The 20,235-nt window shown below is 70.5% G+C and carries 17 protein-coding genes and 5 tRNA genes; 12 read left to right on the plus strand and 10 right to left on the minus strand.

Annotation, left to right across the window (positions count from 1 at the left end; all coding sequences use genetic code 11):
- Window positions 1-355 precede the first annotated feature (355 nt).
- Window positions 356-958 (minus strand): YceI family protein, encoded by a 603-nt coding sequence (locus QSK45_RS23845; protein ID WP_285560130.1) that lies wholly within the window; start codon window positions 956-958, stop codon window positions 356-358.
- Between the two features lie 412 nt (window positions 959-1,370).
- Here QSK45_RS23845 and QSK45_RS23850 point away from each other — a divergent pair, with 412 nt between their 5' ends.
- Complete coding sequence (locus QSK45_RS23850; protein ID WP_285560133.1) at window positions 1,371-2,966, plus strand: acyl-CoA carboxylase subunit beta; 1,596 nt, start codon at window positions 1,371-1,373, stop codon at window positions 2,964-2,966.
- A gap of 35 nt (window positions 2,967-3,001) precedes the next feature.
- A complete protein-coding gene (locus QSK45_RS23855; protein WP_285560134.1) occupies window positions 3,002-3,193 on the plus strand; it encodes an acyl-CoA carboxylase subunit epsilon in 192 nt (63 codons plus the stop codon).
- 169 nt (window positions 3,194-3,362) lie between these two features.
- Here QSK45_RS23855 and QSK45_RS23860 read toward each other — a convergent pair whose 3' ends face one another.
- The 8 genes from QSK45_RS23860 to QSK45_RS23895 form a co-directional block, all read right to left on the minus strand.
- The gene (locus QSK45_RS23860; protein ID WP_070022337.1) at window positions 3,363-3,953 is read right to left on the minus strand and encodes a GTP-binding protein; all 591 of its coding nucleotides are present in this window, start codon (window positions 3,951-3,953) and stop codon (window positions 3,363-3,365) included.
- Window positions 3,934-4,503, minus strand: a complete 570-nt coding sequence (locus QSK45_RS23865) for a DUF742 domain-containing protein (RefSeq protein WP_285560137.1) — start codon at window positions 4,501-4,503, stop codon at window positions 3,934-3,936. The genes QSK45_RS23860 and QSK45_RS23865 overlap by 20 nt, the downstream gene beginning before the upstream one ends.
- 94 nt (window positions 4,504-4,597) lie before the next feature.
- Window positions 4,598-5,011, minus strand: coding sequence for a roadblock/LC7 domain-containing protein (locus tag QSK45_RS23870; RefSeq protein WP_004983065.1), 414 nt, complete (start codon window positions 5,009-5,011; stop codon window positions 4,598-4,600).
- Window positions 5,012-5,021: 10 nt separating this feature from the next.
- Window positions 5,022-8,237: a sensor histidine kinase gene (locus QSK45_RS23875; RefSeq protein WP_285560139.1), complete on the minus strand. Its 3,216-nt coding sequence runs from the start codon at window positions 8,235-8,237 to the stop codon at window positions 5,022-5,024.
- A gap of 393 nt (window positions 8,238-8,630) precedes the next feature.
- Window positions 8,631-9,206 (minus strand): GTP-binding protein, encoded by a 576-nt coding sequence (locus tag QSK45_RS23880; RefSeq protein WP_067046109.1) that lies wholly within the window; start codon window positions 9,204-9,206, stop codon window positions 8,631-8,633.
- Window positions 9,187-9,585, minus strand: a complete 399-nt coding sequence (locus tag QSK45_RS23885) for a DUF742 domain-containing protein (protein WP_037654659.1) — start codon at window positions 9,583-9,585, stop codon at window positions 9,187-9,189. Before QSK45_RS23885 ends, QSK45_RS23880 begins: the two co-directional genes overlap by 20 nt.
- A gap of 111 nt (window positions 9,586-9,696) precedes the next feature.
- A complete protein-coding gene (locus QSK45_RS23890; RefSeq protein WP_058928156.1) occupies window positions 9,697-10,110 on the minus strand; it encodes a roadblock/LC7 domain-containing protein in 414 nt (137 codons plus the stop codon).
- A gap of 9 nt (window positions 10,111-10,119) precedes the next feature.
- On the minus strand, window positions 10,120-14,022 hold the full coding sequence (locus QSK45_RS23895) for a nitrate- and nitrite sensing domain-containing protein (RefSeq protein ID WP_285560148.1): 3,903 nt from the start codon (window positions 14,020-14,022) through the stop codon (window positions 10,120-10,122).
- A 584-nt stretch (window positions 14,023-14,606) separates the two neighbouring features.
- Between QSK45_RS23895 and QSK45_RS23900 the strand changes: the two genes are divergently transcribed.
- The 9 genes from QSK45_RS23900 to QSK45_RS23940 all read left to right on the plus strand — a co-directional run bounded on the left by QSK45_RS23900 (window position 14,607) and on the right by QSK45_RS23940 (window position 18,903).
- The gene (locus tag QSK45_RS23900; protein WP_285560149.1) at window positions 14,607-14,801 is read left to right on the plus strand and encodes a hypothetical protein; all 195 of its coding nucleotides are present in this window, start codon (window positions 14,607-14,609) and stop codon (window positions 14,799-14,801) included.
- 408 nt (window positions 14,802-15,209) lie between these two features.
- Window positions 15,210-15,995, plus strand: a complete 786-nt coding sequence (locus tag QSK45_RS23905; RefSeq protein ID WP_285560151.1) for a fumarylacetoacetate hydrolase family protein — start codon at window positions 15,210-15,212, stop codon at window positions 15,993-15,995.
- On the plus strand, window positions 15,988-17,472 hold the full coding sequence (gltX, locus tag QSK45_RS23910) for a glutamate--tRNA ligase (protein WP_285560153.1): 1,485 nt from the start codon (window positions 15,988-15,990) through the stop codon (window positions 17,470-17,472). The genes QSK45_RS23905 and gltX overlap by 8 nt, the downstream gene beginning before the upstream one ends.
- A gap of 147 nt (window positions 17,473-17,619) precedes the next feature.
- Window positions 17,620-18,351, plus strand: a complete 732-nt coding sequence (locus QSK45_RS23915; protein ID WP_285560155.1) for an HAD family hydrolase — start codon at window positions 17,620-17,622, stop codon at window positions 18,349-18,351.
- Between the two features lie 90 nt (window positions 18,352-18,441).
- A tRNA-Gln gene (locus tag QSK45_RS23920) sits at window positions 18,442-18,513 on the plus strand.
- A gap of 21 nt (window positions 18,514-18,534) precedes the next feature.
- A tRNA-Glu gene (locus QSK45_RS23925) sits at window positions 18,535-18,607 on the plus strand.
- A 29-nt stretch (window positions 18,608-18,636) separates the two neighbouring features.
- Window positions 18,637-18,709: transfer RNA gene (locus tag QSK45_RS23930), tRNA-Glu, on the plus strand.
- Window positions 18,710-18,730: 21 nt separating this feature from the next.
- Window positions 18,731-18,802: transfer RNA gene (locus tag QSK45_RS23935), tRNA-Gln, on the plus strand.
- A 28-nt stretch (window positions 18,803-18,830) separates the two neighbouring features.
- Window positions 18,831-18,903: transfer RNA gene (locus QSK45_RS23940), tRNA-Glu, on the plus strand.
- Between the two features lie 53 nt (window positions 18,904-18,956).
- On the opposite strand, the gene QSK45_RS23945 is transcribed toward QSK45_RS23940, so the two are convergent.
- A complete protein-coding gene (locus tag QSK45_RS23945; protein ID WP_285560157.1) occupies window positions 18,957-19,601 on the minus strand; it encodes a MerR family transcriptional regulator in 645 nt (214 codons plus the stop codon).
- A gap of 59 nt (window positions 19,602-19,660) precedes the next feature.
- Between QSK45_RS23945 and QSK45_RS23950 the strand changes: the two genes are divergently transcribed.
- Window positions 19,661-20,155: a DUF4188 domain-containing protein gene (locus tag QSK45_RS23950; RefSeq protein WP_285560159.1), complete on the plus strand. Its 495-nt coding sequence runs from the start codon at window positions 19,661-19,663 to the stop codon at window positions 20,153-20,155.
- Window positions 20,156-20,235: the final 80 nt, after the last annotated feature.

A 20,235-nucleotide genomic window follows, 5' to 3' on the forward strand; every position in this document is an offset into this window, starting at 1 on the left:
GATACGCAACGCTTATGAAGCAGCGAGGGTCTGAGGGTCGTCCCGCTGCCCTGGGCGGCCGCCCTGTGGCCGGAGGGCGCGGCCGGGCCGTACACGGACTCGCTCGTCCTCGTGGTCGCCTCCACCCTGATCCCGGCCGGGAGGCGCGCACCACCGATCGGCATGGCCGGAATCGAGCGCTCGTCGCGCCGCCCCCGGTCCGCTGTCCTCCGCGCGGGCCCGTCCGTCTGCCCGCCGCCCATGACGGGCCGGGCGCGCCCCGGCCCCCGTCCGCACAGCAGTCGAGCGTGCCCGGCGACCCCCCGTCACGGGGCGCCGGGCACGCTCGGAGCAGGCAGGCCGTGCCGCCGGCGGGTCACGCGTTCCTGATCGCGGAGACGTCGAAGCGGAGCTTGATCTTGTCGGAGACCAGGACACCGCCCGTCTCCAGCGCGGCGTTCCAGGTCAGGCCCCACTCGGAGCGCAGCAGTTCGGCCTTGCCCTCGAAGCCGGCGCGCTCGTTGCCGAACGGGTCCTTGGCGAGGCCGTTGAACTCCAGGTCGATGGTGATCGGCCGGGTGACGCCGAGCAGGGAGAGGTCGCCGGTGATGCGGTAGTCCTCGCCGCCCAGGGACTCCGCCTTGGTGGAGCGGAAGGTCATGGTCGGGAACTCGTCGATCTTGAAGAAGTCGGCCGACTTCAGGTGGCCGTCGCGGTCGGCGTTGCCGGTGTCGATGCTGTCCATCTTGATGTCGAGCGTGGCCGTGGACCTGGTCGGGTCCTGGCCGTCGAGGTGCAGGCTGCCGGTGAAGTCCTGGAAGCCGCCCCGCACGTTGGTGACCATCGCGTGGCGGGCCACGAACTCGATCGTGGTGTGCGCCGGGTCGATGGTGTAGTCACCGGTCAGTGCGGTCAGGTCGGGGCCGGCGGCCTGCGCGGGGGTGGCGGTCGCGTTGTCCTTGCGGCTGAAGAAGCCCATGACGTCCTCCCAGGAGTCACTTGTTTAACGTTCAATGAACCCAACGACTCAGACGTTAGACCCATTCCGTTTAGTTTTCAACATCATGCGCAACGTGATGACCCGATGGCGAACAGTCACCGCACTCAGCCCCGTGGTGGGCGCCCCCGGCGATCGGGCATACCGTGGGGGCGGAGTCTGGCGGAGGGCCGTCCGAGGGGCCGCGTCACTCCAGGGATGGCATGCGTGGTCCACTAATGGGGGCCGGATCTCCGGTATCGCCTTTGTGGCACCCCTACAACGCAAGCGGCCTCTGAGCAGTCGGAACGGCTGCACGCCGCCATGGTTCTGTTCACTGGCACCAGGAAAACGGGCCTGAGACTGTACGGAGTCGACGGCTCGCTTTCCTTGGTGTCCTTCGTAAGGTCGCTACATGACCGTTTTGGAAGAGACGACGGGTGAGCCGACCGGCGAGCCGACGGACGCGCGCGGACGGGTCGCCGAACTGCACGACATCCGTGCGCGGGCCGTGGCCGGCCCCAGCGAGAAGGCGACCGCGGCGCAGCACGCCAAGGGCAAGCTGACGGCACGGGAGCGGATCGAGCTGCTCCTGGACCCGGGTTCCTTCCAGGAGGTCGAGCAGCTGCGCCGGCACCGGGCGACCGGATTCGGCCTGGAGGCGAAGAAGCCGTACTCCGACGGTGTGATCACCGGCTGGGGCACGGTGGAGGGCCGAACGGTCTTCGTCTACGCGCACGACTTCCGGATCTTCGGCGGCGCCCTGGGCGAGGCCCACGCCACCAAGATCCACAAGATCATGGACATGGCTATCGCGGCGGGCGCGCCGCTCGTGTCGCTGAACGACGGCGCGGGCGCCCGCATCCAGGAGGGTGTCAGCGCGCTCGCCGGGTACGGCGGCATCTTCCAGCGCAACACGAAGGCGTCGGGCGTCATCCCGCAGATCTCCGTGATGCTGGGCCCGTGCGCGGGCGGGGCGGCGTACTCGCCCGCGCTGACCGACTTCGTCTTCATGGTCCGCGAGACCTCCCAGATGTTCATCACCGGCCCGGACGTGGTCAAGGCGGTGACGGGCGAGGAGATCACCCAGAACGGCCTGGGCGGCGCGGACGTGCACGCCGAGACGAGCGGCGTCTGCCACTTCGCCTACGACGACGAGGAGACCTGCATCGCCGAGGTGCGGTACCTCCTGTCGCTGCTGCCGCAGAACAACCGCGAGAACCCGCCGCGGGTGGAGTCCGCCGACCCGGTGGACCGCCGCTCGGACGTCCTGCTCGACCTGGTCCCGGCCGACGGCAACCGGCCGTACGACATGGCCAAGGTCATCGAGGAGATCGTCGACGACGGCGAGTACCTGGAGGTCCACGAGCGCTGGGCCCGCAACATCATCTGCGCCCTCGCCCGCCTCGACGGCCAGGTGGTCGGCATCATCGCCAACCAGCCGCAGGTCCTCGCGGGCGTCCTGGACATCGAGGCGAGCGAAAAAGCTGCGCGCTTTGTCCAGATGTGTGACGCTTTCAATATCCCGATCGTGACCTTCCTGGACGTTCCCGGGTTCCTCCCCGGCGTCGACCAGGAGCACGGCGGGATCATCCGGCACGGCGCGAAGCTGCTGTACGCCTACTGCAACGCGACGGTGCCGCGGATCTCGCTCATCCTGCGCAAGGCGTACGGAGGTGCCTACATCGTCATGGACTCCCAGTCGATCGGCGCCGACCTCACCTACGCCTGGCCCACGAACGAGATCGCCGTGATGGGCGCGGAAGGCGCGGCCAACGTCATCTTCCGCCGCCAGATCGCCGAGGCGGAGGACCCCGAGGCCATGCGGGCGCGGATGGTCAAGGAGTACAAGTCCGAGCTGATGCACCCGTACTACGCCGCCGAGCGCGGTCTGGTCGACGACGTGATCGACCCGGCCGAGACCCGCGAGGTGCTGGTGAGGTCGCTGGCGATGCTGCGCACCAAGCACGCCGACCTCCCGTCCCGGAAGCACGGCAACCCCCCGCAGTAACCCAGCGGACATCTCTCTTACGGAGACTGACACCCATGAGCACTCCCGACATCCGCGTCGAGAAGGGCCACGCCGACCCCGAGGAGGTCGCCGCCATCACGGCCGTCCTCCTCGCCCGTGCCGCCGCCCGCCCCGAGCCCACCCACCACCGACCCCACCCCAAGGCCGGCTGGCGCCGACTGGACCGCGAACCGGGCTTCCGCGCCCCGCACAGCTGGCACGGCTGAGGCACAAGACATGCGAGCAGGGCCCCTCTTCGGAGGGGCCCTGCTCGCTGTGCCCGCGGGGACGCGGGGTTGTACCGACATGCGGCCGCGCCGGATGGGCGGCGAGTGACGACGAACTGCCCGCCGCGGCCTACGACCGCGACGGGCAGCCCGGGAACCTCGATCCCGCTTACCGCAGACGAGCCATCAGCGCGTGCTCGACCAGCGTGATGAGCGTCGACTTGGCGTCGGCGCGGTGCCGGGCGTCGGTGGTGATGATCGGCGTGTCCGGGCCGATCTGCAGTGCCTCGCGCACCTCGTCCGGGCTGTAGGGCTGGTTCCCGTCGAAGCCGTTGAGGGCGATGACGAACGGCAGGCCGCTGTTCTCGAAGTAGTCGACGGCCGGGAAGCAGTCGGCGAGCCTGCGGGTGTCGACCAGGACGACGGCGCCGATGGCGCCGCGGACGAGGTCGTCCCACATGAACCAGAAGCGGTCCTGACCCGGGGTACCGAAGAGGTACAGGATGAGGTCCTGGTCCAGGGTGATGCGGCCGAAGTCCATGGCCACCGTGGTGGTGGTCTTGTCCCCGGTGTGGGTGAGGTCGTCGATGCCGGCCGACGCGGACGTCATGACGGCCTCTGTGCGCAGCGGGTTGATCTCCGAGACGGCGCCGACGAACGTGGTCTTGCCCACGCCGAAGCCGCCCGCCACCACGATCTTCGCGGAGGTGGTGGAGCGACTCTGAGAAACCGGCCCTCCGCTAGAGCTTGCGAAGTCCACTGAGCACCCTTTCGAGCAGTGTCACGTCTGGCTGGCCACCGGCGTTCTCGTCGCCGCCGGGCTGATGGATGGCGACCAGGCCCGCCTCCGCCAAGTCGGCGACGAGGATCCTGGCCACGCCGAGGGGGATCGTCAGCAGGGCCGAGATCTCGGCCACCGACTTGATCTCCCGACAGAGATTGCAGATCCGCTGATGCTCGGGCAGTTGACCCTGCATCTGGTGCGGAGCAGCGGTGGTGTGCACCAGTGCCTCGATGGCGAGCTGGTAGCGCGGGCGGGTCCGGCCGCCGGTCATGGCGTACGGACGCACCAGGGGGTTGTTCGAAGCGGCCGCGGGCGCCGGCTCGGGGCGGTGCTGCGGCTGGACCGGCTGGATACGCGGGGCCGGTGGCTGGTCGTACGGGGAGGGGCCGGGGCCCTGCGGGGCGTACGGCTGCCGGTGGTGGGGCGCGGAGGGAAAGTCGTACGGGTTCGCCGGGCCGTCGCCGTGGCCCTGGGCGGGACCGTACGACCAGTTGCCCGAGGACGAACCTCCTGGGGGTGTTGCCACTTTCTCCTCCTCCGACTGCGTCGGGCACCCATCCGTGTGGAGCCGCGTCCCGAAACCTTAAGGCCCCGGGACACGTATACGCACCGTCCGTTTACTAGTTGAGAAGGCTTCCCTGGAGCTCCGCGCGGAGATCCGGGGTGAGGACCGTGCCCGCGCGGTCCACCAGCAGGGCCATCTCGTACCCGATGAGGCCGATGTCCGCTTCCGGGTGGGCCAGGACCGCGAGGGACGATCCGTCCGAGATGGACATGATGAAGAGGAATCCCCGCTCCATCTCCACAACCGTCTGGTTCACGCTGCCACCCTCGAAGATGCGCGAGGCACCGGCGGTCAGCGAGGTCAGACCGGAGGCGACGGCGGCGAGCTGGTCGGCGCGGTCACGGGGGAAGCCTTCGGACATCGCCAGAAGGAGTCCGTCGGCGGAGACCACCACCGTGTGGGACACCCCCGGGGTGTTGTCCACGAAGTTGGTGATCAACCAGTTCAGGTTCTGTGCCGCCTGGCTCATCGGGCTCACACTAACGCTCCTGGTTGTAGGTGCTGTCAGGACCGAGGCCCTGGCCGTTCGTTTCACTGCCTGCGCTGCGTCCGCGCTGGACGCCCCTGCGCAGATTGCTCAGCCTGCCCCGGACGTCCTCCGGGGCGCGGGAGACCTGGGGGCCTCCCTGGGGGGTGGTTTCGGCGCTGCCCTCGACCAGGTTGGCCTTGGGCACCCGCCGCGGCAGACCCGAGGCGGTGACCCCGCCTGCCTTCGGCTTCCGCAGCTGGGAAGCCTGCTGCCAGCGCTCGTCGTTCGCCGAACGCCAGTCGTCGTCACCGTCGCCGGGTGAACGCCAGTCGCCGTCACCGTTGTTCCCCGGTGCGGGAGCGGGCGCCTCCTGCTGCGCGGGCCCCGCGCCGTCGGAACCGTTCGCCACGGAGCCCCGGCGGGGCAGCCCGGCGTCGGTCAGCGCGTGCCCGGCGGGAGAAGCCGCCGCGGGACTGTCGAAGCCTACGCGGTTCTGCTCGCTCGCGTCGGCCGGCGCGGATTCCGTTTCCGGAGCGTAATGGGCCGGGTAGCCGTTCTGGTAGCCGTCCTGCTGCTGCCAGTCGCCCTGGTAGGCGGGCTCCGCATAGCCGGTCGCGGGGTAACCGCCGGCCGCCGGGTAGCCCTCGGCGCCGGCCGGTTCACCGCTCTGGGGGTAGAACTGCCCGTCGTACGGCCGCTCGTAGGAGGCGGACGGCGTCTCCTGGTACGGCTCCTGGTACGCCGGCTCCTGGTAGGCGCTCTCCTCGTACGCGGTCTCCTCGTACGGCTGCTCGGGCTGCTCGTGGTAGCCGGTGCCCTGGCCGTCGAAGAACGGTTCCGCGTACGTCTCCGCGGTGTCGTGCTGCGGCTCGGCCGGCTGCTGCTGACCGTGGGTCTGCGCCTCCAGGGCGGCGCGGCGCCCCTCGCGGAGCAGGGAGCGGCCGACCGGGTCCAGTTCGCGGATGTCGTCGGGGACCTCGGTGTACCGGCTGTCGTCGAAGCCGAGTTCGGCGGCGGTGCGCAGCGGCTGCGCGTCCGGGCGCTCGGCCTGGAACTGCTGCTCCGGGATGATCTGCGAGACCGTGAACTCCTCGCGCTCCAGCGAGGCGTCGCCGCCACCGCCGTGCGTGATCGCGTCCGGCAGCATGACCAGGGAGGTGGTGCCGGCCTGCTCGCCCGAGGGGCGCAGCTGGACCCGGATGCCGTGCCGGTCGGACAGCCGGCCGACCACGAACAGGCCCATGCGCTGGGAGATCGCGGCGTCCACGGTCGGCGGGTTGGCCAGCTTGTGGTTGATGTCCGCGAAGTCCTCGGCGGTCAGGCCGATGCCCTTGTCGTGGATCTCGACCATGACGCGGCCGTCGGGCAGCCGGGTCGCGGTGACCTTGACCTTGGTCTGCGGCGAGGAGAACGTGGTGGCGTTCTCCAGCAGCTCGGCCAGCAGGTGCACGAGGTCGGTGACGGCGCGGCCGTGGATCTCGGCGTCGGGGACACCGGACAGCTCGATGCGCTCGTACTGCTCCACCTCGGAGGAGGCGGCACGCAGCACGTCGACCAGCGGGACCGGCTGGTCCCAGCGGCGGCCCGGCTCCTCGCCGGCGAGGACGAGGAGGTTCTCGCCGTTGCGGCGCATACGGGTGGCCAGGTGGTCCAGCTTGAAGAGGTTCTCCAGCTGGTCCGGGTCGGCCTCGTTGTTCTCCAGGTCGGTGATCAGGGTCAACTGGCCCTCGATCAGCGACTGGTTGCGGCGCGAGAGGTTGGTGAAGATCGCGTTGATGTTGCCCCGCAGCAGGGCCTGCTCGGAGGCGAGCCGGACCGCCTCGCGGTGCACCTGGTCGAAGGCGCGGGCGACCTCGCCGATCTCGTCCTTGGTGTGGATCGGGATCGGGGGCACCCGGGTGTCGACCCGGCCCGGGTCGGTGCGGGACAACTGGTCGACCAGCATCGGCAGGCGCTGCTCGGCGATACCGAACGCGGCGTTGCGCAGCTGGCGCATCGAGCGGCTCATCTGGCGGGCGACCGCACCGGCCAGGAGGAAGGCGAGCAGCAGGGCGACGACCACGATGGTGCCGGTGATGATCGCGGAGGTGCGGGCGTCGTCGGCGATGCCGGACGCCTCGTTCACGGCCTTGTCGGCCATGTCCGACTCGATCGTGCGGTACGCCTTGTACTTCAGCGTGTTGACCGCGAACCAGTTCTGGGCGGTGACCCCGTTCGCGGCGAGCGCGTCACGGGTGGTCTGGCTGGTGTCCCGCATGGTGGCCAGTGCCGAGACCATGGTGTTCGGGTTGCTCGGCGGCGGCACGTAGTTCGGCTCGCTCTGCTTGGCCTGCGCGGCCTCGGCCTTGGCGTCCGCCAGGACCTTCTTCTGCGCGTCGGCCAGTACCTGCGAGTCCTGTGCGGTGCCACCGCCCTGGTACTCCTCGATCGCGATGCGCTCGAGGTAGGCGTACGAGGCGAGGGAGACCCGCTGGGTGGAGAGGTTCGGCGCGTCCGGGCCCGGCTTGACCAGCAGGTGCGTGCCGATGGAACGCTCCAGCGACAGCGCCGCCTTGGTCAGCGACATGGCGTAGACGGTACGGCCGTAGGAGGTGATGTTGCCGGTGCCCAGCCCGAGTTCGTTGGCGAACTCCATCAGCGGGTGGGCGACCTCGACGTAGGACTCCTCCGTCTGCACGCCGGTGAGCCTGGAGGTGTAGGCGGTCTTGCGCAGTTCCTGGATCTTGGGCTCGGCCTTGCGGAAGAGCTTCAGCCGGCGCTCCAGACCGGGCGTGTGCGGCATGCTCTTCGCCGCCTCGTCGAAGCCGGCCGCGGCCTCGTCGGTGGCCTTGCGCGCGTCCTCGATCGTCGCCTTGCTCTTGCTGTCCTTCTTGTTCAGAAGGAGCGGCTCGGCGGTGATGTCGCGCTCGTTCTCCACCGCGTCCGCGTAGACGAGGGCGGCGCGCACCAGCCGGGCGGTGCTCTCGGCGTCACGGGCCTGCTGCCAGGTGTCGATGGAGTTGTTCACCTGGAAGCCGCCCATGACGAGGCCGACCGCCGCGGGTATCAGCAGGATCGCGTTCAGTCTGGTGGGCACCCGCCAGTTGCGCGGGGAGAAACGGCCGCCGCTCGGCGTGGGAGTGTCCGCCGGCTCCGCACCGGACACCGGGGCGGGCGCCGCGGCGCGCGGCGGCGGGGTGAAGTTGCCCCGCGCCGACGGCTCGGGACCGTTCTTGCTTCGCCTCACTCGACCAACAACCTCTCGGCGGTCGGCACCTACGTCGTGCCGCAGTCTCTCAGAGCCCGGTTCGCCAACGACGACGCAGTACGTCATTGACCATGGGGCAGTTCAGGCATTCCAGCACGTGGACCAGCGCACTTCCAAACAGTGGAAAGCCTGTGCCGACTCGGCCGCCGACGGCAGATAAAACGGTCATAAAGAGCGAGCCCCGCCAAAAGGCGGGGCGATCGTGCGCGTAGCGGCATCGGGTGACCGCGTCGCGTGGTGAACCTGGGTGATTCCTCTGCCGAACTGTTATGAACACCGCGGCGCACCGTGTCAAAGGCCACAGTCGGCGCTGCCGGGCGCCGCGCGCGCCCGTACGGCAACTGCCGTACGGGGCGTCGCACTTGGGCGTTATTACCGCAACCGCGCCATCAGCGCGTGCTCCACCAGCGTGATCAACGCGCTCTTCGCGTCGGCGCGGTGCCGGGCGTCGGTCGTGATGATCGGAGCGTCCGGACCGATCTGCAGTGCCTCGCGCACCTCGTCCGGGGTGTAGGGCTGGTGTCCGTCGAAGCCGTTGAGGGCGATGACGAACGGCAGGCCGCTGTTCTCGAAGTAGTCGACGGCCGGGAAGCAGTCGGCGAGCCTGCGGGTGTCGACCAGGACGACGGCGCCGATGGCGCCGCGGACGAGGTCGTCCCACATGAACCAGAAGCGGTCCTGACCCGGGGTACCGAAGAGGTACAGGATGAGGTCCTGGTCCAGGGTGATGCGGCCGAAGTCCATGGCCACCGTGGTGGTGGTCTTGTCCCCGGTGTGGGTCAGGTCGTCGATACCGGCCGACGCCGAGGTCATGACGGCCTCTGTGCGCAGCGGGTTGATCTCCGAGACGGCGCCGACGAACGTGGTCTTGCCCACGCCGAAGCCGCCCGCCACCACGATCTTCGCCGAGGTGGTGGCCCGTCCCGCGTCAGAGCTTGCGAAGTCCACTGAGCACCCTTTCGAGCAGCGTCACGTCCGGAGCGCCGCCGTTGTTCTCGTCCCCACCCGGCTGGTGAATCGCGACCAGGCCCGCTTCGGCCAGGTCGGCGACCAGGATCCGGGCCACGCCCAGCGGCATGTTCAGCAGGGCGGACACCTCCGCCACCGACTTGACCTCACGGCACAGATGGCAGATGCGCTGGTGCTCGGGGAGCAGCCCCATGAGCGCCGCGGGGTCGGCCGTGGTGCTGATCAGCGCCTCGATGGCGAGCTGGTAGCGCGGCCGGGTCCGGCCGCCGGTCATGGCGTACGGCCGCACCAGCGGCTGGTCGCCCTCGTCCCCGTACGGTTCCGCGTACGGATCGTGATGGGCGGTGGGCGGGGTCATGGATCCTCCGGGCGGGACAGCAAGTCGGTCAGTCAAGCCGTCTGACGGGGCCGGTGGGGGGTTTGTGGCGGCCGGACGGTGTTTTGGTGAGGTGGGTGGTGCCGGGGCCGGTCAGTGAAGCAGACTGCCCTGCAGTTCGGCGCGCAGGTCCGGGGTGAGTACCGCCCCCGCGCGGTCGACGAGCAGTGCCATCTCGTAGCCGACGAGGCCGATGTCGCACTCCGGGTGGGCCAGAACCGCGAGGGAAGACCCGTCCGAGACGGACATCAGGAAGAGGAACCCCCGCTCCATCTCCACGACCGTCTGGGCCACGGCGCCGCCCTCGAAGATCCGGGAGGCCCCGGCGGTCAGCGACGTCAGACCGGAGGCGACGGCCGCCAGCTGGTCGGCGCGGTCCCGCGGGAAGCCCTCGGACATCGCCAGCAGCAGGCCGTCGGCGGAGACCACCACCGTGTGGGACACCCCGGGGGTGTTGTCCACGAAGTTGGTGATCAACCAGTTCAGGTTCTGTGCCGCCTGGCTCATCGGACTCAACTAACGCTCCTGCTGGTGAGTGGGGCTCGGGTAGCTGCCGGTCTGGCCGCTGCCGGCCTGCCGGCCCTGTGCGATGCCCCGACGGAGATTGGTCAGCCGGCCGCGTACGTCGTCGGGCGCACGGGAGACCTGCGGACCAGCCTGGTGCTGCTGTTGCTGAGCCGTGCCCGGCACGAGGTTCGCCCGGGGCACCCGGCGCGGCAGACCGGAGGTGGTGATGCCACCCGCGGCGGGCTGGCGCACCCGCTCGGCCTGTCGCACGAGTTCGTCGTTCGGCGACGCGCGCCACGAGCCGGTGGCGGCCGCCGCGTCGCGCTGCGCGGGCTGCGGCTGCTGCTCCGCGGGCGCGTTCTGCTGCTGCCCGGCGCCGTGGAACCAGTTGGTCTCCAGCGTGTCGAACAGCGGGGTACGGCCGTCACCGGGGCCGGTGGCCGGCGGCAGCGCCTCCGGCTCGCGCGCCGGGCGCTCCTGGTGGGCCGGGGCCTGCTGCGGGGCCGGCGGGCGCGGGGCGCCGAAGTCGTCGCGGGCGGGCGGCTGCGGGCGCTCGAACTGGCCGGTGTGCGCCGGGTCGGGACGACCGGGCAGCGCGTGCTGTCCGGTGCCGCCGTTGTCGTAGCCCTGCGGGGCCGCGTACCGGCCGGGGTCCTGGGCGGGCTCGCCATGGCGCGCGGGGGTGCCGAAGATGTCGGAGCGCACGAACGAGCCGTTGTCCTGCTGCCCCGCCGGAGCGTCGTACCGCCCCGGCGCCTGCGCCGGGTCCGGCCGCTGGAACTGGCCGGTCTGCTGGGGGAGTTCGGCCTGCGGGAACTGACCGGTGTGCTGCGCGGCGTCCGGCCGCTGGAACTGACCGGTGTGCCGGCCCGCGTCCGGCCGCTGGAACTGGCCCGTCTGCTGCGTCGCGTCGGGCCGCGCGAACTGGCCGGTGTCCTGCGGGGACTCGGGGCGGGCGAACTGGCCCGTCTGCTGGCCGAGGTCCGGCCGCTGGTACTGCCCCGTGGTGTCGGGGCGGGCGAACTGGCCCGTCTGCTGCGGGAGTTCGGGGCGGCCGTACTGACCTGCGCCCTGCGAACCGGGCAGCTCGGGGCGCGAGAACTCGCCCGTGGGAGCGGGACCGTGCGGATCGATCCGCGGCATCTCCGCGGTCGAGCCCGGCCCCTGCCGGTCGTCGATCGGCGGCATCGACGCGGTCTGCGAGGGGTCCCGCTCGTCATGGCCGCGCGGGATGTCCAGCGAGGCCCGCCCGTCGTTCCAGTCCTGGCGCCGGGCGTCACCGCCGCCGGGCAGTTCGGCCCGCGGGCCGCCGCGCGGCGGCAGCTGGGGCTGGTGGCCCTGGTCGGCGGGAGCGCCGGCGCCGCGCCGGCCGCCACGGCCGCCGCCGAAGAGGTCCTGCTGGGGTCCGGCCGGGTTCGCGGCCTGGAGGCCCTGCGGCGCGTTCGGCGCCTGCGCGCCGAAGCCGCCCGGGGCACCCCGCTGCGGACCACGCGCGTCACCGGGCGCGCCGGGACGGCCGCCGTCCTGGCCCGTGCCGGGCAGCGCGGCCCGTGCACCCTGGCCGGTCCCGACCTGCCCGCGCGAGCCACCGCCGGAACCGAGCAGGCCACCGCCGGGACCACCGGCCCCGCCGCCGCCGCCGCCGCCGCGGCGGGCCGCGGCCGCACCGGCGGCCGCCTGCGCCGCGGCCGGGCCGCCGCCCGCGCCGGGACCGCCGGACTTGGCGGGAGCCTTCTTGCCGCCCTGGGCGACGTCCACCGGCAGCATGACCAGCGCGGTCGTACCACCGGAGTCGGACGGGCGCAGCTGGATGCGGATGCCGTGCCGCTGCGACAGCCGGCCGACCACGAACAGACCCATGCGGCGGGAGACGGAGACGTCCACGGTGGGCGGCGAGGCCAGCCGCTCGTTGATCGCCGCGAGGTCCTCGGGGGACAGGCCGATACCGGTGTCGTGGATCTCGATCAGCACGCGCCCGTCGGGCAGCGCGTGACCGGTGACCTTGACCTTGGTCTGCGGGGAGGAGAACGAGGTGGCGTTCTCCAGCAGCTCGGCGAGCAGGTGCACGAGGTCGTTGACGACCCGGCCCGCGACCTCCGTCGTCGGTACGGCGGCCAGTTCGATGCGCTCGTACTGCTCCACCTCGGACGCGGCGGCGCGGAGCACGTCGACCAGCGGCACGGGACGGGTCCAGCGGCGGCCCGGCTCCTCACCGGCGAGGACGAGGAGGTTCTCGCCGTTACGGCGCATACGGGTGGCGAGGTGGTCCAGCTTGAACAGCGAGGACAGCTGGTCGGGGTCGGCCTCGCGGGACTCCAGTTCGGAGATGAGCGACAGCTGGCGCTGGATCAGACCCTGGGAGCGGCGCGAGAGGTTGGTGAACATCGCGTTGACGTTGCCCCGCAGGAGGGCCTGCTCGGCGGCGAGGCGGACCGCCTCGCGGTGCACGTCGTCGAAGGCCGCGGCCACCTGGCCGATCTCGTCCCGGGAGTGCACACCGACCGACTCCACGGACGTGTCCACGTCCTGCGGGTCGGACTCCGACAGGTGCTTGACCAGCTCGGGCAGGCGTTCCTGGGCGACCTTGGTCGCGGTCTCCTGGAGCCGGCGCAGCGAGCGGATCATGGAGCGGGCCACGACGAACGCGCCGACCAGCGAGACGCCGAGCACCAGCAGGATCAGCACACCGGAGATGATGGCGTCGCGCTGGGTGGCGCTCTTCAGCTCGCGCGCCTTCTGCTCCATGTCCTCGAGCAGCGTGTGCTCGATCTTCTTCATCTGCTCGATCTTGGTCGAGCTGTCGTCCACCCAGTCGCGGTACGAGCGCGCGGGCAGGTCGGCCAGGCCGCCGCGCTGCGCGAAGGCGCGCTTGGCGTAGGTGTCCGCGGACTCGATCGTCGGGTTGTTGCCGCCGTCGATCGGCTTGAGCAGTTCCTCCGCGTTCTGGCTCGCGTAGATCTTGCGGAAGATCGCCAGCTCGGAGTTCTCGCTCTCGTACGCCGACTCGCCGTACAGGCGGTCGTTCTCGGAGAGGCTGGCCTTGCTCGAGGTGGTCGAGGGCAGCGCCGCCGCGATGGTCGCGCGCTGCACGGACGCGTACTCCTTGGCGGTGGAGAAGGCCGCCAGGGCGCGGGTGCGCGAGATCATCTCCGGGTTGCTGGACGCCTCGGCCATGTCCTGGGACAGGTCGATCAGCTGGGTGATCAGCCGGTGGTACGACTCGATGGTCTGGGTCGAGTTGTCCTTGGACTCATAGGCGGACCGGCGGATCTTGGCCAGGTCGTCCAGCTGGTTGGCGAGGCCGACGAGCGCGTCGCGCACACCCTGGAGCTGGCCGTCCTTGCTCGCCTCGTCGATCTGCTCGGAGGCGTCGAGGAAGTTGGCGCGGGCCCGGTCGGTCTTCTGCTGGTAGCCCTTGACCGTGTAGTCGTTCGCGCTGAGCCCGTGAGACAGGGGACCGGCGGACTGGTCGCGCTCCTCCTGGAGCGCGGCGGCCAGCTCGGTGGCCTGCTTGGTCATGTCCGTCAGCAGCTTCATGTTGTCGAGCTGCTGGATGTCGTTCAGGTTCTCGTTGATGCGCAGGGCGCCCAGCGAGGTCGCCGCGACCACGGGGAGCGCGAGCAGCGAGACCAGACGGGTCGAGATGCGCCAGTTGCGCAGGGCCATGCGCGAGCCGGAACCGGGGGGGCTCGCGGCGGACTTGGCGGCCGGCGCGGAGCCGGCGGGCTTGGGGGAGCCCTTGGCGGAGGAGGGGGCCGACGCGCCGGGGCGTGCGCGCTCGGAGCCTTCACCGGGCGGGGTCGGACCCGGGTTCTGGGCGTGCTGGGGAGAGGCGCTGCCCTTCATGGGGCCAGTCCCGTCGTGCTCCGGCTCCGCCGAAGCGCTGCCATCCCTCTTGAAACGTCCCTGCACTAGCGTCGCAACCTCTGGACCAGGCGCCCCTCCGCGCGAACGGAGGAACACGGTGTCGGCGTCGTGGAAGGCGCCCTGAAAACGCCCCCCGGTGGTCTTGAGTGACCGGCGCTGGTTTCCCCCTTGTCTCGCCGCCACTCGGCGCTGCGTTGCGCCCCCTGCGCGCCGGCTCGATCCCGCGGCGGTCCGTGGAATTCCAGCACAGTGGCGGATCTCCAACAAGGGCCGTGGGTCGAGCCGTGACAACGGTGACAGGGTGTGCATGTCGGGTCACAAGTCGTGGAAGTCGATCTCATCCATAACGGGCGTATCCCTGCGAGTCGCCGCGCGGTGGCACGTGTCCCAGTCGCCATGATCGGCAGCGGAATGATGGCTTCCGAGCGTCAATGTCCGTTTCGGTAGGGCGGATTGTCAGCCGGAATTGACCGGTTTGCCCCCGAGCTGGTGAGCAAAATCACACAACCATCTGGGCTGGTTGGCGAGTTGGTCAGGGAATCGGATGTTTAGCCTGACGCTTTACATGAGGGACGTATCTGTCACCCCGCACTGTCACCCGCCGACACAGGACTAGGACGCGTACAACCGTGAAGACGACGATGATGTTCCGCAAGATAGCCAACCCGCGACGCACGACCCTGGCGCACCTCGAGGACGCCGGCGAGCTGCAGACGCCCGCGCTGCCGGAGCAATCCGTCGAACTCCCCGCCCAGACGGCCAACCCCCGGCGCACCATCCTGATGGAGCTCCCCGAGGCCGCGGCGGCCACCCCCGGCGAGTGACCGCCGGATCGCCCGCAGGACCCCGGGGCGCGGCCCGGGAGATCACCCGACGGTGGTGATCTTCCGGGCCGCGCTCGTCTTTTCGGTGACCCGGACGGCGGGCCGCACATGTTTTCCCCCGCATTCGCGCCGCCGTGTTTATCGGGTACGACGACGGTGGGCGCCGCAGTGTTCCCGGCTCCCGGAGCCGATCCCGAAAGGGCGCCATCAGTGCAGGTCAGAGGCGTGACAGGTGCCGGGTTCCGGCATGTCGCCGCCCCCGAATACGCCGGAAACGGGAATTCCCCTTAAGCGCTTTACGGCCCCCGAAAAACCCTTCGCCCCGCGCTCCCGGACGAACGCCCGGCCGCCCGACCGGTTAACCTTGGGCGTCAGTACGCCGGTTCTCAGTGAGGGGCGCAAGCACCCGTGCGCATCGCCAGGTTCTCCATCGACGGGAACGTAGCCTTCGGCGCGGTCGAGGGCGACAAGCAGGACGAACTCGTCCTCGACATCATCAAGGGCATCCCCTTCGCCGACCACGAGCTGTCCGGGACGAAGGTGCCGCTGAGCAAGGTCAGGCTGCTCCCGCCGGTCCTCCCCAACAAGGTCGTGGCGTTCGGCCGCAACTACGCCGAGCACGCCCGTGAGCTGGGCAACGAGGTGCCCGAGGCACCGTTCGCCTTCTTCAAGCCGTCCACTTCGGTCATCGGGCCCGGGGACGAGATCCAGTACCCCCCGTTCTCCGAGGAACTGCACCACGAGGCCGAGCTGGCCGTCGTCATCGGCCGCATGTGCCGCGAGGTGCCCCGCGAGCGCGTCAAGGACGTGATCTTCGGCTACACCTGCGCCAACGACGTCACCGCCCGCGACGTCCAGCGCCGCGAGAAGCAGTGGGCCAGGGCCAAGGGCTTCGACACCTCCTGCCCGCTCGGCCCCTGGGTGGAGACCGATCTGGACCTCGCGCGGGCGGGCGACCTCACCGTGCAGCTCACGGTCAACGGCGAACAACGCCAGCTGGGCAGCACCAGCGAGATGATCCACCCCATCGAGGACCTGATCGTCAACATCACCGAGGCCATGACGCTGCTGCCCGGCGACGTCATCCTCACCGGCACCCCGGCAGGGGTCGGCCCCCTGAACGTCGGCGACGACGTCGCCGTCACCATCGAAGGCATCGGCACTCTCACCAACAAGGTTGTCAAGCGTGGCTAGCGCACCCGCCTCACCCGTCCGCGTCCGTTTCTGCCCCTCGCCCACCGGTAACCCCCACGTGGGCCTGGTCCGCACCGCCCTGTTCAACTGGGCGTTCGCCCGGCACCACCAGGGCACCCTGGTCTTCCGCATCGAGGACACCGACGCGGCCCGCGACTCCGAGGAGTCGTACAACCAGCTGCTCGACGCGATGCGCTGGCTCGGCTTCGACTGGGACGAGGGCCCCGAGGTCGGCGGGCCGCACACGCCGTACCGGCAGTCGCAGCGCATGGACATCTACGCCGACGTCGCGCAGAAGCTCCTCGACGGCGGGTACGCCTACCGCTGCTACTGCTCCCAGGAGGAGCTGGACACGCGCCGCGAGGCCGCCCGCGCCGCCGGCAGGCCCTCCGGCTACGACGGCCACTGCCGCGACCTGTCCGCCGAGCAGGTCGAGCAGTACCAGGCCGAGGGCCGGGCGCCGATCGTCCGGTTCCGGATGCCCGACGAGACGATCACCTTCGACGACCTGGTGCGCGGCGAGCTGACCTTCACCCCGGAGAACGTGCCGGACTACGGCATCGTCCGTGCCAACGGCGCCCCGCTGTACACGCTGGTCAACCCCGTCGACGACGCGCTGATGGAGATCACGCACGTGCTGCGGGGCGAGGACCTGCTCTCCTCCACCCCGCGCCAGATCGCGCTGTACAAGGCGCTGATGGAGCTGGGCATCGCCAAGCAGATCCCGGCCTTCGGGCACCTGCCCTACGTGATGGGCGAGGGCAACAAGAAGCTGTCCAAGCGCGACCCGCAGTCCTCGCTGAACCTCTACCGCGAGCGCGGCTTCCTGCCCGAGGGCCTGCTCAACTACCTGTCCCTGCTGGGCTGGTCGCTCTCGGCGGACAAGGACATCTTCACGATCGAGGAGATGGTCGCGGCCTTCGAGATCTCCGACGTGAACCCCAACCCGGCGCGCTTCGACCTGAAGAAGTGCGAGGCGATCAACGCCGACCACATCCGCATGCTGGACGTGAAGGAGTTCACCGAGCGCTGCCGCACCTGGCTGAAGGCCCCCTTCGCCCCCTGGCCGCCGGAGGCGTTCGACGAGGCCAAGTGGGAGGCCATCGCCCCGCACGCCCAGACCCGTCTGAAGGTGCTCTCGGAGATCACCGAGAACGTCGACTTCCTGTTCCTGCCGGAGCCGGTCCTCGACGAGGCGTCCTGGACCAAGGCGATGAAGGAGGGCAGCGACGCCCTCCTCCGCACGGCCCGCGAGAAGCTGGAGTCCGCGGACTGGACGTCGGCGGAGTCCCTCAAGGAGGCCGTCCTGGCCGCCGGCGAGGCCCACGGCCTCAAGCTCGGCAAGGCCCAGGCCCCGGTCCGCGTCGCCGTCACCGGCCGCACCGTCGGCCTGCCGCTCTTCGAGTCCCTTGAGGTCCTGGGCAAGGAGACGACCCTGGCCCGCATCGACGCGGCCCTGGCGAAGCTCGCGGCCTGAGCATCACCGCACGACAGGGGCGGCCCCCGGGAGACCGGGTGCCGCCCCTCGGCGTACCCCCTGGTGTGACGACGCTCACCGCTCCGGGCCGGGGTGCGCCCGCCGTTCCCCGGACGCGCCCCGACCTCCGGCGTTACGGTCGGAGGCGTGAGCATCGAAGCCGTGGTCTGGGACGTGGACGACACGCTCTTCGACTACACCAGCGCCGACCGGAGCGGGATGCGGGCGCACCTCGCCGCCGAGGGGCTGCTCGGGCGCTACGGCGCGGTGGAGGACGCGCTGGGCCGGTGGCGGGAGATCACCGACCGGCAGTGGGCGCGGTACGCGGCGGGGGAGTGCGACTTCCGGCAGCAGCGGTGCGACCGCGTGCGCGCGTTCCTCGACGCCGAGATGGACGACGCCGAGGCGGAGGCCTGGTTCGAGCGGTACGTGGGGCACTACGAGGCCGCCTGGGGGCTCTTCCCGGACGTGCTGCCCGCACTGGAGGCGCTCGCGGGCACGCACCGGCACGCGGTGCTGTCGAACTCCAGCATCACCGTCCAGGAGCGCAAGCTGCGCGCGCTCGGCCTCCTGGACCGCTTCGAGGCCGTGCTGTGCGCCGCCGAGCTGGGCGTCTCCAAGCCCCGGCCCGGCGCCTTCCTGGCCGCCTGCGAGGCGCTCGGCCTGGCTCCGCACGAGGTGGCGTACGTCGGCGACCACCCGGAGATCGACGGGCGGGGCGCCGCCGAGGCCGGGCTGCTGTCGGTGTGGATCGACCGCGGGACGGTGCCCGCGGGGGCCGCCGGGGACGTCGTCGTGCACCGCATCGCCAGCCTGTCCGAACTCCCGGCGCTGCTCCGCTCGGATACTCGTTTTGGAGCCCCGTCCACCTTCGGGTAATGTTCTTCCTGCGCCGAGGGGAACGGGCCGAAAGGCCGGGACCCGGAGGAGCGAACTAGAACAAGAACCCCCCAGGGGCTTGAGTTCCAGTGGCCTATGGTGTAATTGGCAGCACGACTGATTCTGGTTCAGTTAGTCTTGGTTCGAGTCCAGGTAGGCCAGCTCGCAGAGCTTATCTGCAAAGCCCCCGTTGTGTAGCGGCCTAGCACGCTGCCCTCTCAAGGCAGTAGCGCCGGTTCGAATCCGGTCGGGGGTACTGATCCTGATCTTGTCGGGATCGCTAGGGCCCCCGTTGTGTAGCGGCCTAGCACGCCGCCCTCTCAAGGCGGTAGCGCCGGTTCGAATCCGGTCGGGGGTACTGACTGGTCTAAACCATCATTGGTCTATGGTGTAATTGGCAGCACGACTGATTCTGGTTCAGTTAGTCTTGGTTCGAGTCCAGGTAGACCAGCTCGGACCTGCGGAAACGCAGTGTCCAGGCCCCCGTTGTGTAGCGGCCTAGCACGCCGCCCTCTCAAGGCGGTAGCGCCGGTTCGAATCCGGTCGGGGGTACAGATCGAAGGCCCTCCGCTTCGGCGGAGGGCCTTCGCCGTTGTCCGGCGGCGTCACTCGAAGCCGTACCGCCGGGCCGTCTCCTCCTCCTGGGCCAGCCGGTGCAGCGCCCGCAGCACCGGCTCGTTGAGGATCGCCCCGAGGACCGCGAACTCGATCCGCTCCGCCCCCGGCGGATGCGTCTCCATGTTGTCCAGGTCGAGCACGGCCGTCCGGTACATCAACTCCGCGTACGGCGCGAGCTGTTCGGCGCCCCAGCCGTAGCCGAGCCGGCGGAACGCGGCCACCGCCACCACCAGCGAGCGGTACGCGGGCGAGAGGGTCGCGAGCTGCCGCGCGTTCTCCCAGCCCAGCCGGTCGAGCAGCGCCGCGACCTCCTCGTGCGCGGCCTGTACGTACGCGTCCTCCTCGTCCGGCTCCGGGACCTGCGGCAGCGCCCACAGCGCCGCGCCCAGCCGGATCGTGCGGCCCAGCGACTCGTCGTCCACGTGCCCGAGCACCTCGCGCACCTTCGCCACGGGCAGCTGGCCGACCTGCACCATCGCCCGCACCAGCCGCAGCCGGCGCAGATGCTCCTCGTCGTACTCCGCCGTCGTCGCGTTGATCTGCCGGCCCGGCCGCAACAGGCCCTCGCGCAGGTAGTACTTGATCGTCGCGGTGGAGACACCGCTGCGTCTGCTCAGTTCGGCCAGCCGCATGTCTTGCGTACCTCCTTGGATAAGAGCACTATCCAAACACGTGGGAGAAGGGGGAAGCCATGGTGGCCCGTACGACCGCCGACGCGAAGGGCGACGTCGTCGTCCTGTTGATCGGCATGCGCATCAACCGTTTCTGGGCGGTGCACCTGTGGGTACCGGTGATGCTCGCGATGCTCCGCATGCTGCGGGAGCTGGCCAAGGATCCCGGGCGCGGACTGCGGGAGAGGGTGCTGCTCACGGCGTCGCCGCGCACGTACTACGTCGTGCAGTACTGGGAGTCCAAGGAGAAGCTGTACGCCTACGCCACGGCGCCGGACGCCTTCCACCACAAGGTCTGGGCGCAGCTGAACCGCAAGGAGCGGGCGGGGAAGCTGCGGGGGCAGGTGGGCATCTGGCACGAGGCGTACGTCGTGCCCGAGGGGTCGTACGAGGCGATCTACGCCGACATGCCGGCGTTCGGGCTGGCGGCGGCGCACGGGCAGGTTCCGCTCGCCGCGCGCGGGCGTTACGCCAGGGACCGGTTCGCCTACCGCTCGCAGGAGAAGAGCGCCTGAGCGCCGGGGCGTGATCAGGGGGTGCGGGGCGGGTCGGGTGCGGCCTGCCGCGTCACGCGGCTGACCGGCCGGCACCCCGA

It is taken from the genome of Streptomyces hygroscopicus subsp. hygroscopicus, from assembly GCF_030269125.1.
GTDB lineage: Bacteria > Actinomycetota > Actinomycetes > Streptomycetales > Streptomycetaceae > Streptomyces > Streptomyces hygroscopicus_C.